Annotated in this window: 18 protein-coding genes; 13 read left to right on the plus strand and 5 right to left on the minus strand. The window is 41.4% G+C overall.

From position 1 onward, the window contains the following. The first annotated feature begins 205 nt into the window (after window positions 1-205). The 13 genes from AC04NP_RS18245 to AC04NP_RS18305 all read left to right on the plus strand — a co-directional run bounded on the left by AC04NP_RS18245 (window position 206) and on the right by AC04NP_RS18305 (window position 9,161). The gene (locus AC04NP_RS18245; protein ID WP_482861364.1) at window positions 206-934 is read left to right on the plus strand and encodes a M23 family metallopeptidase; all 729 of its coding nucleotides are present in this window, start codon (window positions 206-208) and stop codon (window positions 932-934) included. Between the two features lie 10 nt (window positions 935-944). After that, the gene (locus tag AC04NP_RS18250) at window positions 945-1,388 is read left to right on the plus strand and encodes a bactofilin family protein (RefSeq protein ID WP_482861366.1); all 444 of its coding nucleotides are present in this window, start codon (window positions 945-947) and stop codon (window positions 1,386-1,388) included. 71 nt (window positions 1,389-1,459) lie between these two features. Beyond that, window positions 1,460-1,864: a hypothetical protein gene (locus tag AC04NP_RS18255; RefSeq protein WP_482861367.1), complete on the plus strand. Its 405-nt coding sequence runs from the start codon at window positions 1,460-1,462 to the stop codon at window positions 1,862-1,864. Next, window positions 1,864-2,112 carry an AtpZ/AtpI family protein gene (locus AC04NP_RS18260; RefSeq protein WP_482861368.1) on the plus strand — a complete coding sequence of 83 codons (249 nt, stop codon included), beginning with the start codon at window positions 1,864-1,866 and terminating at the stop codon, window positions 2,110-2,112. The genes AC04NP_RS18255 and AC04NP_RS18260 overlap by 1 nt, the downstream gene beginning before the upstream one ends. Next, entirely contained in the window at window positions 2,109-2,501 is a 393-nt protein-coding gene (locus AC04NP_RS18265; RefSeq protein ID WP_482861369.1) for a hypothetical protein, read from the plus strand. Before AC04NP_RS18260 ends, AC04NP_RS18265 begins: the two co-directional genes overlap by 4 nt. Window positions 2,502-2,513: 12 nt before the next feature. Further along, entirely contained in the window at window positions 2,514-3,536 is a 1,023-nt protein-coding gene (gene atpB, locus AC04NP_RS18270) for a F0F1 ATP synthase subunit A (protein WP_482861370.1), read from the plus strand. A gap of 46 nt (window positions 3,537-3,582) precedes the next feature. Then, window positions 3,583-3,831, plus strand: coding sequence for an ATP synthase F0 subunit C (atpE, locus tag AC04NP_RS18275; RefSeq protein ID WP_482861371.1), 249 nt, complete (start codon window positions 3,583-3,585; stop codon window positions 3,829-3,831). Between the two features lie 98 nt (window positions 3,832-3,929). Next, entirely contained in the window at window positions 3,930-4,424 is a 495-nt protein-coding gene (locus AC04NP_RS18280; protein WP_482861372.1) for a F0F1 ATP synthase subunit B, read from the plus strand. 11 nt (window positions 4,425-4,435) lie between these two features. Continuing rightward, the gene (gene atpH / locus AC04NP_RS18285; RefSeq protein WP_482861373.1) at window positions 4,436-4,993 is read left to right on the plus strand and encodes an ATP synthase F1 subunit delta; all 558 of its coding nucleotides are present in this window, start codon (window positions 4,436-4,438) and stop codon (window positions 4,991-4,993) included. Window positions 4,994-5,040: 47 nt separating this feature from the next. Continuing rightward, window positions 5,041-6,621 (plus strand): F0F1 ATP synthase subunit alpha, encoded by a 1,581-nt coding sequence (gene atpA / locus AC04NP_RS18290; RefSeq protein WP_482861374.1) that lies wholly within the window; start codon window positions 5,041-5,043, stop codon window positions 6,619-6,621. A 44-nt stretch (window positions 6,622-6,665) separates the two neighbouring features. Beyond that, window positions 6,666-7,553, plus strand: a complete 888-nt coding sequence (gene atpG / locus AC04NP_RS18295) for an ATP synthase F1 subunit gamma (RefSeq protein WP_482861375.1) — start codon at window positions 6,666-6,668, stop codon at window positions 7,551-7,553. Between the two features lie 85 nt (window positions 7,554-7,638). Then, window positions 7,639-8,478 (plus strand): hypothetical protein, encoded by an 840-nt coding sequence (locus AC04NP_RS18300; RefSeq protein WP_482861376.1) that lies wholly within the window; start codon window positions 7,639-7,641, stop codon window positions 8,476-8,478. Continuing rightward, window positions 8,475-9,161 (plus strand): class I SAM-dependent methyltransferase, encoded by a 687-nt coding sequence (locus AC04NP_RS18305; RefSeq protein ID WP_482861377.1) that lies wholly within the window; start codon window positions 8,475-8,477, stop codon window positions 9,159-9,161. Before AC04NP_RS18300 ends, AC04NP_RS18305 begins: the two co-directional genes overlap by 4 nt. A gap of 339 nt (window positions 9,162-9,500) precedes the next feature. On the opposite strand, the gene AC04NP_RS18310 is transcribed toward AC04NP_RS18305, so the two are convergent. From AC04NP_RS18310 to AC04NP_RS18330, 5 genes are all read right to left on the minus strand, one after another. Beyond that, the gene (locus AC04NP_RS18310) at window positions 9,501-10,382 is read right to left on the minus strand and encodes a Cbp1 family collagen-binding glycoprotein adhesin (protein WP_482861378.1); all 882 of its coding nucleotides are present in this window, start codon (window positions 10,380-10,382) and stop codon (window positions 9,501-9,503) included. A 212-nt stretch (window positions 10,383-10,594) separates the two neighbouring features. After that, window positions 10,595-12,319, minus strand: a complete 1,725-nt coding sequence (locus tag AC04NP_RS18315; protein ID WP_482861468.1) for an amidohydrolase — start codon at window positions 12,317-12,319, stop codon at window positions 10,595-10,597. Window positions 12,320-12,575: 256 nt separating this feature from the next. Further along, entirely contained in the window at window positions 12,576-13,907 is a 1,332-nt protein-coding gene (locus AC04NP_RS18320) for a DUF58 domain-containing protein (RefSeq protein WP_482861379.1), read from the minus strand. Beyond that, window positions 13,908-14,885: an AAA family ATPase gene (locus AC04NP_RS18325; RefSeq protein WP_482861380.1), complete on the minus strand. Its 978-nt coding sequence runs from the start codon at window positions 14,883-14,885 to the stop codon at window positions 13,908-13,910. A gap of 6 nt (window positions 14,886-14,891) precedes the next feature. Then, the gene (locus AC04NP_RS18330) at window positions 14,892-16,091 is read right to left on the minus strand and encodes a DUF4350 domain-containing protein (RefSeq protein WP_482861381.1); all 1,200 of its coding nucleotides are present in this window, start codon (window positions 16,089-16,091) and stop codon (window positions 14,892-14,894) included. Window positions 16,092-16,094: the final 3 nt, after the last annotated feature.

Here is a 16,094-nt window from a genome sequence, read left to right on the forward strand (position 1 = left end):
TTAATCTAATCGCTAAATTATTATATATTTTTGCCCTCTAATCAACAATACTGCGATCTTGGCTCCCAAAAAAACATTATCTAACTGGCTGTCTAACAGATATTTGCTAATCATACGAAACGAAGAAAACTTCGCAGAGAAATCTACTTTCAGCTTTACATACGCTAAGGTAATAGTTTTTATTTTTTCTGTTTTTATAATTTTTATGATTATCGGTTTGTACCTGGTAAGTACCGTTTTATCGCAATGGCTCGATCCAAGGCACACAGAAATGGAGATGAACAAAAAACTATTCTTGTTGTCTCAAAAAGTAGACTCATTGTCCGATCAGGTTGACAAAAAAGAATTGTTGATCCAAAACATACAACGTATGGTAAGAGGTGAGACGGTGGTACCGGTCATTCAAAGGGACAGTTCAAAAGGTGATATATCGTTTAACGATTTAAATAAAGAAATTGATCTGAGTCAGATAGCCCCGGCAGATTCTCAGTTCCGAAAGGAATTTGAGGCCTCGGGACTCGATTTGATTGGCACCAGTACTACCCGCGATATTGAATTGCAGGAGATGTTCTTTTTTCATCCTGTTGAAGGCGGGGTCATTTCATCTCCATACAACGCCAAAGAAGATCATTTTGGTACGGACATTGTCGCCAAAAAAAATGAACCGGTGAAGGCGATTGCAGACGGGACAGTCATATTAGCAGATAATAACTTAGACGATGGCTATGTGATTGCCATACAACATAGCAGCAATCTTATTTCGATCTATAAACATAATTCGGCATTATTGAAAAAAGTTGGTAATTTTGTTACAGCAGGTGAAATAATATCTATCATGGGAAATACCGGAAACCTTAGTTCGGCCCCTCATTTGCATTTTGAAATATGGTACAACGGGAACCCCGTTAATCCGGAAGATTTCGTCTCATTCTAAAAACAATAATATGTTTAGTAACAAAGAAGAAAAAAAAGTCGAAGCGGAGATCATAAGCTCCAGCAACACCATCGGAAAGGGAACCGTGCTTTATGGTGACATAGAAACACACGGCAACCTGAGAATAGAGGGAAAGGTCGAGGGAAATATCAAAACAAAGTCGAAAATAGTTTTAGGAAAATCTTCGGTAGTGATAGGTAATATCAAGGCGCAAAATGCTGAAATCGAAGGATCTGTTACAGGACAAGTCAATGTGGCAGACAATCTGATTTTAAAGCACACCTCTGTAATTCAGGGAGACGTAATTACCAACAAGCTGATTGTCGAATCAGGCTCACAGTTTAACGGCAGTTGTAAAATGGAAAACGGACAAAGTTTCCGCCGGGAACCCGAACAGCGGGAAGTCAATATTAAACCATCATTTAAGGAACCTGAAAAAGCCCGAACCGTTTAAATTTCAATAAGCGTTTATAAGACGAATCTGAAACTTTCCATTTTGATAAAATTCTATAGTGAGCAAATAATTTGAATTTAGAATCCAAACCTTTAGGGCAACTATCCTTTTATGCGTGTATTGTCGCCCTGTTGATTGGTATCATTCGGATTTCTCCCTTTCATTACTATCTGCACAGGCATATCTGGGAAATATTTTTTTTCCTTTTCTTCCTGTCACTGTCAACCACGGGACTCACTTACCTCGCCCTGCAAAAGGCACCGAAAAAGTTTAGAACCAATTATTTGCTAATCATCACCATCAGGCTCCTGATTGCTATGATTATCCTTGGATATGCGGTTTATATGAACATTTCCAACCTGAAAATATTTGTCATCAATTATTTCATAATCTATTTAATATTTGTCATTTTTGAATTGTTTGCCTTAAACTTAAATATCGGCGGAAACTCCGGTCAAAAGAGGAAATTTCTTTGATGTCTTTTTCGGAAAAAAGTGATACTGACCAAAAACCAGGTAAAAAAAAATCCAATCAGTTAAAAAACTATGCAAAATATTCAGGGCTGGGATTCCAGCTACTGGTTTCATTACTGTTAGGCTTTTTTGCAGGTCAGAAGCTGGATGACTGGGCAGGTACGCAAAATCCCTGGTTTACAATAATACTTATTTTTCTGTCATTTTTTGGTTCCATGGTCTACCTTATTAAAAAATTACCCAAACAGTGAATGCCGCTAAAGCAGCTCCCCCTTATTTGAGATTATCGCTCTTTACACTCACTATTTCACTGGTTGTTTTTTTGATTGATCAGTTATATCCGCACATCATTTATCACGACATAGAATTCCTGATGGCTTTTTTTTATGCCACTTTCCTTTTTACCTATTTTCTGATCAGTCTTGCCATCAAAAATAAAGATCCGAAAAGTGCGGTGATTATCAATCTTGCCGCGGTAGTAATCAGGTTAATTGTATGCGTTATTTCAGCCTGGATTTTTTTGAGAAATGACCCCGAAAACAGTGACGTATTCGTCACCAATTTTTTGATAATTTATTTGTTTTACTTAGGGTTTGAAATTTATTCCATATTAAGTAACTTGCGGCCTCATTTGAAGTAGTAAGTGTTGAATATGAATATAGAGAAAAGTTTTTTCCTTCGCAACGCATTGATAACCAGTATTTTATTAACAATTCTGTTTAGCTTTACCCCTTTTGGTTTTACTTTTGCAAGCGATGATACAGGCGAAGAATTCAACCCGGGTGATATGATTATGCATCACGTAACAGATGCCTATGAATGGCACTTTTTTGACATCGGGGATACACATGTTACTTTGCCTTTACCCGTGATAATTTATTCCGGTGAAAACGGGTTAAAAATATTTTCGTCTGCTCACTTTCATCATGGTGAAAGCAGTTATGAGGGCTACAGACTGGATCATGGGCATCTGGTCGCGGAAGATGGCCATGAGTTTTATGATTTTTCGATTACAAAAAATGTGGCTGCCCTGTTAATGGGCTCTTTAATCATGATCTTCATATTCCTCTCGGTAGCTAAAGGTTATCAAAAAAATCAAGGCAAGGCTCCCAAAGGAATACAGTCATTCTTTGAACCCATCATTATTTATGTGAGGGATGAAATTGTTAAGCCGAATATCGGCCCAAAATACGAGCGCTATTTACCTTATCTTTTGACTTTATTCTTTTTTATCTGGATTGGGAACATTCTAGGACTATTGCCCGGGGCAGCTAATTTAACCGGAAATATAGCAGTTACTATGGTATTGGCTGTTTTTACTTTAATAGCCACGCTGTTTAGTGCTAATAAAAATTATTGGGGGCATATTTTTAACCCTCCCGGCGTGCCGTTAGCACTAAAACCGATCATCATCCCTGTGGAGATCATTGGTATATTTTCAAAACCATTTTCACTGATGCTTCGTTTGTTTGTGGCTATCACCGCAGGCCATATAGTAATACTGAGCCTGATAGCCCTTGCATTTATCTTTCATAGTGTGATTGTTGGATTTGCCAGTACCCTGGTAGTCACCTTTATCAATATGATAGAAATTCTGGTAGCTACCATACAGGCCTATGTCTTTACACTATTTTCGTCGATGTATATTGGCATGGCGGTGGAGGAGCATCATTAAGTTAAGTATGAAACCTTGTATGTTTAATTTGTAAATATTTCAAATCATGTTAAGTACACTATTGTTGGACATCAGTATTGCCTGGGCCGGGGCGGCCTTAGGTGCTGGTCTGGCTGCGATAGGCGCCGGAATCGGTATCGGCAAAATCGGTGGTTCTGCCATGGAAGCTATGGCAAGACAACCGGAAGCCTCCGGAAAAATCCAAACTGCCATGCTGGTTATTGCAGCCCTCATTGAGGTAATTGCCCTTTTCGGGGCTGTAATTGCGTTGCTGATCTCTTTAAAAGCTGCTTAATAGAAATTGAGAAGCATTTTATACAAACCACGACATTAGGTTGTGGTTTGTATAACCTACAGGTTACAATGATTGATACTGAAAACTAAATTTTATACATGGAATTAATTACACCGGGTTTTGGGTTGATCTTCTGGCAGACTGTCACCTTTCTGGCAGTAGTCTTTATTCTGGGAAAATATGCCTGGAAACCTATTTTAAACGCATTAAAAGAAAGGGAGGACTCTATCGAGGATGCCCTGAGCGCCGCGGAAAAAGCCAAGCAGGAAATGGCTGAGCTTAAAGCAGAAAATGAAAAGCTATTGGACCAGGCAAGGCTGGAAAGAGACAAAATATTGAAGGATGCCACGGCAGCGGCTAACAAGATGAAGGACGAAGCCAGGGAAGAGGCAGGAAAAATCAGTGCTAAAATGCTGGAAGATGCCAAAAATGCCATCAATAACGAAAAGAAAGCCGCTCTTAGCGAGATTAAAAGTGAAGTAGCGGTACTCTCTATTCAAATAGCTGAAAAACTGTTAAGAAAAAATCTGGAAGATGATAATACTCAAAAGTCATTGGTCAATGAGTTTATCAAAGATTTAAATAATAACTAAGTAAAAAGTCAATGTCTGATTTTAAAGTTGCTTCAAGATATGCCAAATCATTGCTGGACTTGTCTATTGAGCAAGGAGTAGTCGAGGAGGTGCACAGCGACATGCGAACATTTGACAATATTTGCCGTCAAAGCAGGGATTTTTACCTTATGCTAAAAAATCCCATTATCAATCCACATAAGAAACTGAAGATACTGGATGAGATTTTCTCGAAAAAGTTTCATAAAGTAAGTATGTCTATATTCAGGTTGATTACACAAAAGCAGCGGGAAAGTTATTTACCTTCCATATGCAGGCAATTTTTATTTCAATACAATATTTACAAAGGAATAGAAACCGCTGAAGTTACTACCACTTTCCCGCTTACCGAAGACCTGAGAAAGGAATTTATCACAGTAGTAAGAAATATGACCGGTAAAAAAGTAGAGTTGGAGGAAAAGGTAGATAAAGAGATTTTGGGTGGATTTGTGCTGAAATTCAGTGACAGACAGGTAGATGACAGCTTATCAGGGAAGTTAAAAGAATTAAAATTAAAATTTCAACGCAATCAACAGGTAACAGCCCTTTGACAACAAAGCAGGCTTATGACGTTATTGCAAATTAAAATTAAAATATAATGGCAGAAGTAAGACCCGATGAAGTTTCAGCAATATTGAGGGAACAGTTATCAAATTACAGAACAGAGGCTGAGCTGGAGGAAGTAGGTACGGTACTGCAGGTGGGCGATGGTGTGGCAAGGATCTACGGACTTTCACAAGCGCAATCAGGTGAATTATTGGCGTTTGAAAATGGGCTTAAAGCACTTGTACTAAATCTTGAAGAGGACAATGTGGGTGCGGTATTGTTAGGGGATTCTCAGGAGATCAAAGAAGGGGATACAGTCAAGAGAACCAAACAGATTGCTTCCATTAAAGTGGGGGACGGTTTAGTGGGACGGGTAGTGGATACCTTGGGTAATCCCATTGACGGTAAAGGGCCTTTCGAAGGAGAACTTTACGATATGCCATTAGAGAGAAAAGCCCCCGGGGTAATCTACAGGCGTCCGGTTAACGAACCACTACAAACAGGTATCAAAGCCATAGATTCCATGATTCCTATCGGACGGGGACAAAGAGAGCTTATCATCGGTGACAGACAAACCGGAAAAAGTGCGGTGGCGATAGACACCATTATTAACCAGAAAGAGTTCTATGAGAAAGGTGAGCCCGTATTTTGTATATATGTGGCCATCGGTCAAAAAGCCTCTACGGTAGCCAATGTGGTGTCTGCCCTGGAAAAAGGGGGTGCCATGGACTATACCATTGTAGTTGCTGCTAGTGCTTCCGACCCTGCACCCATGCAATTCTTTGCACCATTTACCGGTGCCGCCATAGGAGAGTATTTCAGGGACACCGGTCGTCCCGCCCTTGTCGTTTATGACGATCTCTCGAAACAGGCAGTGGCGTACAGAGAGGTTTCATTGTTACTGAGAAGACCTCCGGGGCGTGAAGCTTATCCTGGCGACGTATTTTATCTGCACTCGAGATTGCTGGAAAGGGCCGCAAAAATCAATGAAAGTAATGACATTGCCCAAGCCATGAATGACCTGCCCGATTCGATCAGACATCTGGTAAAAGGTGGCGGTTCACTGACAGCCCTGCCTATCATAGAAACACAGGCCGGTGACGTCTCTGCCTACATCCCCACCAACGTTATATCGATTACAGATGGTCAGATATTCCTGGAAACCAACCTTTTTAATGCCGGAGTCAGACCTGCCATTAACGTGGGTATTTCCGTATCGAGAGTGGGTGGTTCAGCGCAGATCAAACCGATGAAAAAAGTAGCCGGCACCCTGAAACTCGATCAGGCGCAATTCAGAGAACTGGAAGCTTTTGCCAAATTCGGCTCCGATCTCGACGCAGCCACCAAGTTGACGATTGAAAGGGGAAGGCGAAACCTTGAAATATTGAAGCAGGGACAGTACAGCCCCGTTCCGGTTGAAAACCAGGTAGCTATCATTTACGTGTCCACTACCGGACTGATGGACAACGTGCCTATCAACAGGGTAAAAGAATTTGAAAGTGAATACCTGGGATTACTGGAAGCACAATATAACGACACACTGGAGACCTTGAGGAGTGGTAAGCTGGATGACAATGTAACCGAAACGCTTAAAAAGGTAGCATTGGACCTTTCCAAAAAATATGAAAGTTAAATCTATCGGGTAATTGAAAGAATCAGCTATTCTGATTACAAAAAATGGCGAATCTAAAAGAAGTTAAAAACCGGATCATGTCGGTAATCTCTACCCAGCAGATTACCAAAGCCATGAAAATGGTGGCAGCGGCGAAGCTGCGCAGGGCCCAGGACAGGATCATTCAAATGCGGCCTTATGCCAACAAATTATCTGTAATTCTGTCCAATGTATCTTCAGGGGTGGAAGATGATCTGATCAATATATACGCAGCGCAAAAACCGAAGGAGAAAGTGTTGCTGGTGGTAGTTTCATCAGACCGGGGGTTATGTGGGGCTTTTAACAGCACTGTATTTAAAGGAACTTTATCGCTGATAGAGGAAAAATATCAGGAGCAGAAAGGTAACGATAACGTTTATATATTACCTATTGGGAAAAAGGCTTACGATTACTTTAAGAAAAGAAAATATCACCTGATCGACGATTATGCAGGGCTTTTTGGTGATTTGAATTTTGACGATGCCAGAAAAGCAGCAGAATTTGCTATGGATGGTTTTAAAAGTGGAGAATTTGATGTAGTGGAAATCATTTACAATGAATTCAAAAACGTAGCCACCCAAATTTTGCGCAAAGAGCAGTTTTTGCCTGTGACCCCAACAGAAAACGAAACAGATACAGATACATCCAATATTGACTATATTTTTGAGCCCACTAAGGAAACCATCATCAAAGAGTTGATTCCCAAATCTTTAAAGGTAGGGTTTTACAAAGCCTTATTGGAATCCAATGCTTCGGAACAGGGAGCCAGAATGACTGCTATGGACAAAGCCACCGAAAATGCCAGTGAATTATTAAAAGAATTAAGGCTTACCTATAACCGGACCAGGCAGGCTGCCATCACCAAGGAAATTCTTGAAATTGTAGGTGGTGCGGAGGCACTTTCCAACAATTAACAAAAAATTTCGTTATATGTATTAAGGCTCATTAAGGTTAATGAGCTTTTTTTAACTCCCCAAAAATCTAAAAGCTACTGAAATTTTGGAGATTCTGGTTAAGATATACCGTTATTTAAGGATTTTAAGTGTAGATGTTGTAATAGGTGCCTGTATTAGCGCCATATTCATTGCTAACTACGTCGGTGTCAGGATTGAAATTGCTCCATTATTCACACTCGCCATCTGCGTTTGGCTGATTTATACCGCAGATCATTTAATGGATGCCTACCATATTAAACATAAACCTCACTCATTACGCCACTTTTATCACAAAAAATATTTTAAACCCCTGGTTTATTTATTTATTATCGCCTCATCCATCGGTTTGGTATCACTCGCTTTTTTACCGGGAAAGACCGTTTTCTGGGGAGCTATCTTGCTGGTGGTAATCCTTTCACATTTCCTGGTGCTGAAATTGATTGGCATAAGGCCTTCTTTACATAAAGAATTTTTAGTGGCGATCATCTATGTTTCGGGGATATTCCTTGTGCCGCTAAGTATTTATAAAGGTGCTATCAGTACCGATTTGTGGATTTTATATGGTCAGTATCTGGGACTGGCGTTGATTAACCTGCTGTTATTTGCACTGATAGAAGAAAATATCGATAAAAAAGATGGCCATACCTCTTTTGTGCAGTTTGCCGGACCGAAACTTACACTCATCATCATTTGGACACTTCTAATCCTATCCGGTGTTTATCCCATTTACTCATTTATCTCCTCCTCCAATCTGCATAGTATTCTGTATCAGATGGTGATTCTGACCATGAGCATTACTTTGGGAATCATCACGTTTAAAAAGGAGTACTTCAGCAAAAAGGAACGTTACCGGGTTTATGGTGATGCCATATTCCTTTACCCCATCCTGGTCATTAGTTTGTGATCAAAAACAGATACGACCGCCTGGCTCCCTATTACGATTTTCTGGCCAGAATAATTTTTGGGAAATCGCTCTTACAGGCCAAATCTCATTGCCTCGACTTTTTACCCCAGGGCGCCAAAATACTTCTGATTGGGGGTGGCACTGGTCAGATCCTGCCTGCCATATTGGAAGGCGATCGGCAGGCCCACGTGGTTTATCTTGAAAAATCCAGCAAAATGATGGCATTTGCCCGGAGAAGGCTTGAGCAAAGTATGATCTGCCGGGTTAGCTTTATAGAAGGGGATGAATCAAAATTACCGGCAGTAGAAAAATTTGATGTCGTTATCACTAATTTTTTTCTGGATCAATTTATGAAAGACAGGCTCGGGGTTTTGATCAACCTCCTGTTTGATCGCCTCAATACAACGGGGCTATGGTTATTCACAGACTTTCAGTTACAAAAAGGACAAGCACATTATTGGTGGCAAAACCTGCTTGTAAAAATAATGTTCGCTTTTTTTAAGATTACAACTAATTTAGAGGCCAACAGATTGCCTGAGTTCGATCATTTCTTCCAGGATCAAAACCTGCAGTTGGTTGAAGAAAAATATTTTTTCAAAAAGCTGATTGTGTCGAGGGCTTACCGAAAATCCATTGACACCAGTGCGGCCAAAGGTCCCGAACCTATCTTCAAAATAGTATGACCGCCACATAATCGCTGTTTATGACCAACAGAAAAAAAAAGAATGGCATGCGCAAAAACGTCATTGCGTCACACCACTCTTTGTGCCTCTTTGTGTCTTGGTGCCTCCGTGGTGAAAAATGGTCAACCACAAAGGCACCAAGACACAAAGAGACACAGAGTTTTTTGGGTATAAATAAAAATACAGGCACATGCTTAAGTTGTGCGACAGCCACACTACGCTGGTACCAGATTGTGAATTGAATTATAGAAAAAGTAAAAAAAAGAAGAAGCCAGCAGGTGAAAACTGGCTTCTGGTGGATTCTCGTGGTGAGAATCTATATATGGATGGAGATTGGGGTTAATCCACCATTACTACCAGATACTTTGAAGAATTCCAAAACTTCTCAGGATCCAGTATTATTAGGCTTTCTACGTTTTTATCATCGACTTTTTCGAAAGTGTAAGAGTCTTCAGGATGGTTGGTTACCAACTCCACTTTTTTACCGTTTATCGGGAAAGATTTAACTTCAGTGATGTCAATTTTGCTAAAAACATCTTTATTGAAGTCAGCTTTTAAAGAATTAATCTTACCAATACCCAGAAAACCACCTTCCTTACTTACTACATTTTCGCTAACCAGTTCTTTTCTGGTGCTTACAGTGTAGTACGCAGTGTTAAGCTCAATCACTTTGTCTCCGATAATTTGTGCCTGATTGGCATTTTCTATAGAAAGCGTGTCAATTGTAGCATTTAATTCAGCTACAGTAAAATTCATCTCTTCCAGATCTTTTTTAAGCAATGCTATTTGCTGATCTTTTTCCTCAATTTGTACTGTCAGTTCTTCTTTCAGCGTTTCCATGGCCTTTTTGACCCTGGCATTACTGCCATATGATCTTTTTAATTGCTTGTCGAGTGAAGCAATAGTCTCTTTATTTTGAGCCATCAATTCATTAATTGCTGCAATATCTTCTGCAATTTTTGCTTTGATATCCTCTTCGGTCAACTTATTGTCACTATTAGTGATCGCGATATTATTTTCTCTCGCTCTGATTTCAGCCAGATTCTTCTCTATCTCAGTGAAAGAATCCATGAATGAAGCGATAGACGCATCTTTGTTACCGGTTTCTGCCAACAGCTTCTGATTTTCCTCAGTCAAAGTAGCAATCTTTTGCTCCAATTCTTTGGTGTTACAGGCAAATGTACCGACACCAATTAACAAGATAATAAGAAACTTTTTCATAATAATCTCCAATTGTTGCTTTTGATTCATTTTAGTATTTGTAAATAATGTGCCAAAAAACCGGAAAAACACAAAATGTACGATTAAAGCCTAATTTTGAAGATTTTTTAGTTATCCGTCAAAAACCGTAATATGAAATCGGCCGCTCCGGTGGGGATTGGAGGCGCAGATTGTGGAATTAATCTACAACACCATCTACAAATAATGCTATTTTAATCCCGTATATATTCGATTTTTCCATTGACAATCGTCATGTCGATCCTGGTTTTCAGCACTTCACTTTCCGGCACCTGCATCAGATCCTGGGAATAAACGGTAAAATCCGCCACTTTTCCAGGCTCAACAGATCCTTTTATATTTTCCTCAAAAGCACCATAAGCCGCATCCAACGTGTAGGATTTCAGGGCCTGTGCCCTGGTCATTTTCTGATCGGGCTCGTATCCTTCCTCGGGCTCACCTTTTAAGGTTTTTCTGCTGATACTGGCATAAAACGAGGCAATGGGATCGATGGGCTCTACCGGTACATCGGTACCGTTGACAATAACCGCCCCCGATTGCAGTAATTTTTGCCAGACATATGCACCATCGATGATTCGCTTTTCGCCCAATCTGTCAATGGCCCAGGGGCGATCCGAAGACATGTGTATGGCCTGCATGGCCGGAATGACACCCAGCTCGCCAAAACGAGGTATATCAGCCGGATGCAAATGCTGGGCATGCTCTATCCTGTAGCGCGCATACCTGGCGGCCTCCGGATTTTCTTTGAAAGCCTTTTCATACATATCCAGCACCTCACGGTTGGTGCGGTCACCAATAGCATGAGTGCATACCTGGAATCCATGTTTCAAACCTTTTTTTGCCACTTCATACACAAATTGCATGGGTGTGGTTTCATGACCGAAATGACCAGACCGGTCCGCATACTCGGCCAGCAACCAGGCACCACGTGATCCAAGGGCGCCATCAGCATGTATTTTTATAGCGCGGATGGTCAGAAAATTGTCGCCGAGACCTATTTCCGGCCCTCTGGCGTACCACTCATTTAATAAGGTAGTATCCCTGCTCGAAACCATCATCCAAAGTCGTACGCTTAGCTTGCCTTCATGCAGGAAATCCCTGGCAAGTTTTATTTGGTTTCTGCCGGCACCGGCGTCCTGAAAACTCGTAATACCATTTTCAAGGCATTCCTGTATGGCCAGTTCCATGGCCCTTCGGTCCTTGCCCACGTCAGCGTCGGGAATATGTTTGCCAATCAGACCCATCGCTGTTTCATTAAATATGCCAGTGGGATTTCCTTGTTCGTCCCTGATTATTTCCCCGCCATGGGTATCTTCTTTTGATAAACTTTCTTTTGCCAACAGCCCGACTCCGGCAATTTCCATCGCTTTGGCATTCGCAAATCCCGCATGACCGCTGGCATGTCTCAAAAAAACAGGATTATCAGGCGAAACGGCACTTAACATTTCATGTGTCTGAAACCCTTTAACCACAGTACCGGAAATACTGTCCCACTTACTTTGATGCCAACCCCTTCCCAGGATCCACTCGCCCGGAGAGGCCTCCTCCACCGCCTCGGCTACTCTTTCCGTCAGTTGTTCATAGCTGGTCACATCCAGTAACTCAAGATTCAGTTTTGCCTGGCCCATGCCTAAAAAATGACCGTGCCCCTCGATTAAACCAGGAGTCATGGTTTTTCCCTGCAAATCTATCACTTCTGTATCCTTTCCAATCCAGCGGTCTATCGTTTCGTTAGCTCCCACATCTACTATAACTCCTCCTGCAACAGCGACTGCCCCGGCTTTTGGGCTGGCGTTACTGACCGTATAAATATTTCCGTTTTTGATCACCAGGTCAGCTACCTCATGACCAGCATCTTTACAGCTAACACCGACAATAACAAGAGATATATACAGGATGATCGGACAAAGGTTTTTCATCATTCAGGGTATTGATTGTTTTTAATTGAATATAAGCGTGCTGGTTCGGCATAACCAATCATAATACCAAGATAGTGTAAACCTCAAGATAGTGCAAATTTCTGAAATAGGGATAGTGTCGAGTGGCACTAACGAGACATTGCTGTTCCCCGACGTTTACGACAAAACGCTTTGTGTCTCTTTGTGCCTTGGTGTCTTTGTGGTTAACCTCTTTTCACCACGAAGGCACAAAGCCATACTATAATTCCAAGGCCCATTAAATAAATCCTCGTGCCTTCAATTCCAGATACTTGTTAATAGTATTGACAGTAAGGTTTTCCGGGGCAGTCAATACGGTCTGGATACCATGGGCCTTTAACTCTTTTACTATCAAATTTTTATCAAATACAAATTTTTCAGCGATAGTTTTTTTGTAAATTTCCTCGATGTTTCCTGGCCTGATCCCTGTAAGAGATGTGAGTGTGGTATTTTCAAAAAAGATCACCACGAGTAAGTGTTCACGTGCCAGTTTTTTCAAGTAAGGCATTTGACGCTCCATGGACGATACGGTTTCAAAGTTGGTAAAAAGTATCAACAGGCTTCTATGCGTAATTTTGTATTTGACCGTGTTATATAAAACCGAATAATCAGACTCCTGATAGCCGGTTTTCTGATTGTAAAGGGTTTCCATGATATGATACATCTGCGCTCCCCGCTTGCTGGCCGGCACTATGGCGTTGATTTTATGCTGAAAAGTGATCAGGCCGGCTTTGTCGTCTTTTTTAATGGCTATATTGGCCATGGCCAGTGAGGCGTTAATGGCATAGTCGAGCAGGGTCATACCCTCAAAAGGCATTTTCATTACCCTTCCCTTGTCAATAAGGCAAAAGACCTGCTGTGATTTTTCATCCTGGTAATTGTTTACCATCAGCGTACCACGCCTCGCGGTAGCCTTCCAGTTTACAGTCCGGTAATCATCTCCAACCACATATTCTTTGATGTGCTCGAACTCCATGCTGTGCCCTATCCTCCTGATTTTTTTGATTCCAAACTCTTTCAGATGATTTGAAATCGCCAGTAACTCATATTTCATCATTTGTATAAATGAAGGATAAACAGGCACCATTTTATCCTGTGAAAATTTAAATCTCCTGCTGATCAGTCCAAGGTCACTGGATACAAATACATTCACCGCCCCAAACACATACTCTCCCCTTTTAACAGGTCTTACATGGTAATTCAGGATTTTGGTTGCCCTGCCTTTTATGGTTAGATCAAAATGCAGGTCGCGCTTTTGGAACTGTGGGGGAAGTTCATCAATCACTGACAAGTGTATCCGGAAATTATAATAGTTCTCGAGATATATCTGCAATTCGTTTTCATCCCCGTTAGAAAGTTTGTCAGGACAAATTCTACGGGCATAAATCCCCTTTTGCACACGGAACAAAAGCAGGCCATCCACCAAAAGGATGGCCAGCAGCACCATCAAAAAAAGTTTAGCCACAGGCAGCAATACCGTCAGCTCAAAGCTTACAATGAACAGCAAAATGACCGCAGCAATTACCGCAAAAAGCCGGTTTTTGAGATATAGCGCCCTTACAATTTTCACCTACCTGGGTACCTCAATTTTATCAATTATCCGGTCAATGACCTGAGCCGTGCCAAGGCCTTCCATTTCCTTTTCGGGAGTGAGTAATAACCTATGGCCCAGGACCGGAAAAGTAACTTCCTTGATATCCTCAGGAACAACAAAATCGCGGCCCCTGATCGCCGCAAGCGCTTTGGAAGCTCCTAAAATCCCCAACGAGGCCCTGGGGGAGGCACCCAGGTAAAGCGATTTGTTCTGCCTGGTTTCATGCACAATTTCAGCGATATACTTCATCAGGTTACGCTCGACATGAAGCTCTGCCACCTTCTGCCTGTAATCTGCTATTTCTTCCCCGCTTAATATGGTTTTTATACTGGCAACCGGGTCTTCTTTCCGCCCATGCTCTCCTTCGATGATAAGGATTTCTTCTTCCAAAGAAGGATAACCCACGGATATTTTAAATAAGAAACGATCCAGTTGTGCTTCAGGAAGCCTGTAGGTACCTTCCTGATCAATGGGATTTTGGGTGGCTATGGTAATAAACGGCGGATTCATGGCAAATCTTTGGCCATCGATAGACACCTGCCGCTCTTCCATCACCTCAAAAAGTGCTGCCTGGGTCTTTGCAGGGGCACGGTTAATCTCATCAATAAGAACAATATTGGCAAAAACGGGCCCGCTCTTAAATTCAAATTCTGAGGTCTTTACGTTAAAAACAGAAGTGCCCAATATATCCGATGGCATTAAATCAGGCGTAAACTGGATTCTTGAGAAATCGACATCGACAATCTTTGCAATTAACTTGGCTGTGAGGGTTTTGGCTACGCCCGGGACACCTTCGAGAAGTACATGCCCATCGGCCAGGATGGCCGTAAGGAGCAGTTCAATCATTTTATCCTGCCCAACTATGACCCTGGCTATCTCACTTTTTATGGCGGCGACGCTGTCCTTTAATTGGGAAAGGTCAATTCTGCTGGCAAATTGTTCGTTGTTTTCCATTAATTATTAATTTTTTAAAAATTCATCGAGCTTTTTGCTCAAGTTGAATAGTTCTGTCTCGCTGATGCGTTTTCTGGCCTCAACCTGAGCAATTTGTTGAAACAGGCTTTGAACAGTTTCAATATTTTGACCGGTTTTGTTACTTAATTCCTGGTAAAAGTCATCATCCAATACACTGGTTTGTACATAGTACCTGGTTCTGATCTGTTCTTTGAAAAACAAAATCTTCTTCAGGGCCAGGTTTAAATGATCACCGTGGTTATAATACAAGTGACTGACCGTTTCAGCAAATTCCAGGGTTGTGTTCTCCGGGGGGTTAACGATGGGAATGATCCGTTGTCTTCTCTTCGCCTCAAAAAACACAAAGGTCAGTAATGTGAACAGCATAATGTAATATGCCCACCTTAAAGACTCATTACTCAACACAAACCTTATAGGAGAGCCTGACTCCTGTCTGCCAAGTTGATAATACTCGGTCCAGATCACATCCTTATCCGGCAAATAAGATAAAGCACCGGAAACAAACTCATGATTTTGATTCCACAACAGATAGTAATTGGTAAAGCTAAGCGGAAGTGTCGTCAAGATAATGTTTCCATTACTCCACGGAGTGATGGTCATAACAGGGTAGCCACTTTCATTTTCAGCAATCACCCGGGTCCGGGTAGTATCGACCGACTCAAAATATTCGATTACGGTTCTTTTCTTAAAATAGTAGTTTTTATCACCCAGATGGGGATTTACAAAATGAACCGGGGTGGAATCCTCCAAAGCCCCTAAATAGTTCAACCCCAAATTTTTCAATGAATCATTCAGCAATATACCGGCTACCTCCAGATTCAGTGTATCTCTGAACTTGCCACGGTATGCCGACGACGCTATAAATATATTGGCGCCCGCATCTAGCATCTCAAACAGGGCGTTTAAATCAGACGCGTCCGGGTTAAAGGACTGACAGAGAATCAGCAAATTTTCAGTGCCCCCCTCATGAAACAATTCAAACAATGTTTTATTGGAATGCCTAACCTCGCTTTGCCTTAATGTGCGTGCTAACAGATCGTTTAAAATGTAAGTGCCATAGGGATTTTTGTCTCTTTTTGATAAAGAAACCCGCCAACTCAGCTCCTTCGGTTTATTTAATTCATAAAGAATAAACGCTGAAAAAGCCAGGAGTAATATCAGATAATATTTCAGATCTTTTTTCATCAA

The organism is Agaribacillus sp. DX54, from assembly GCF_056858335.1.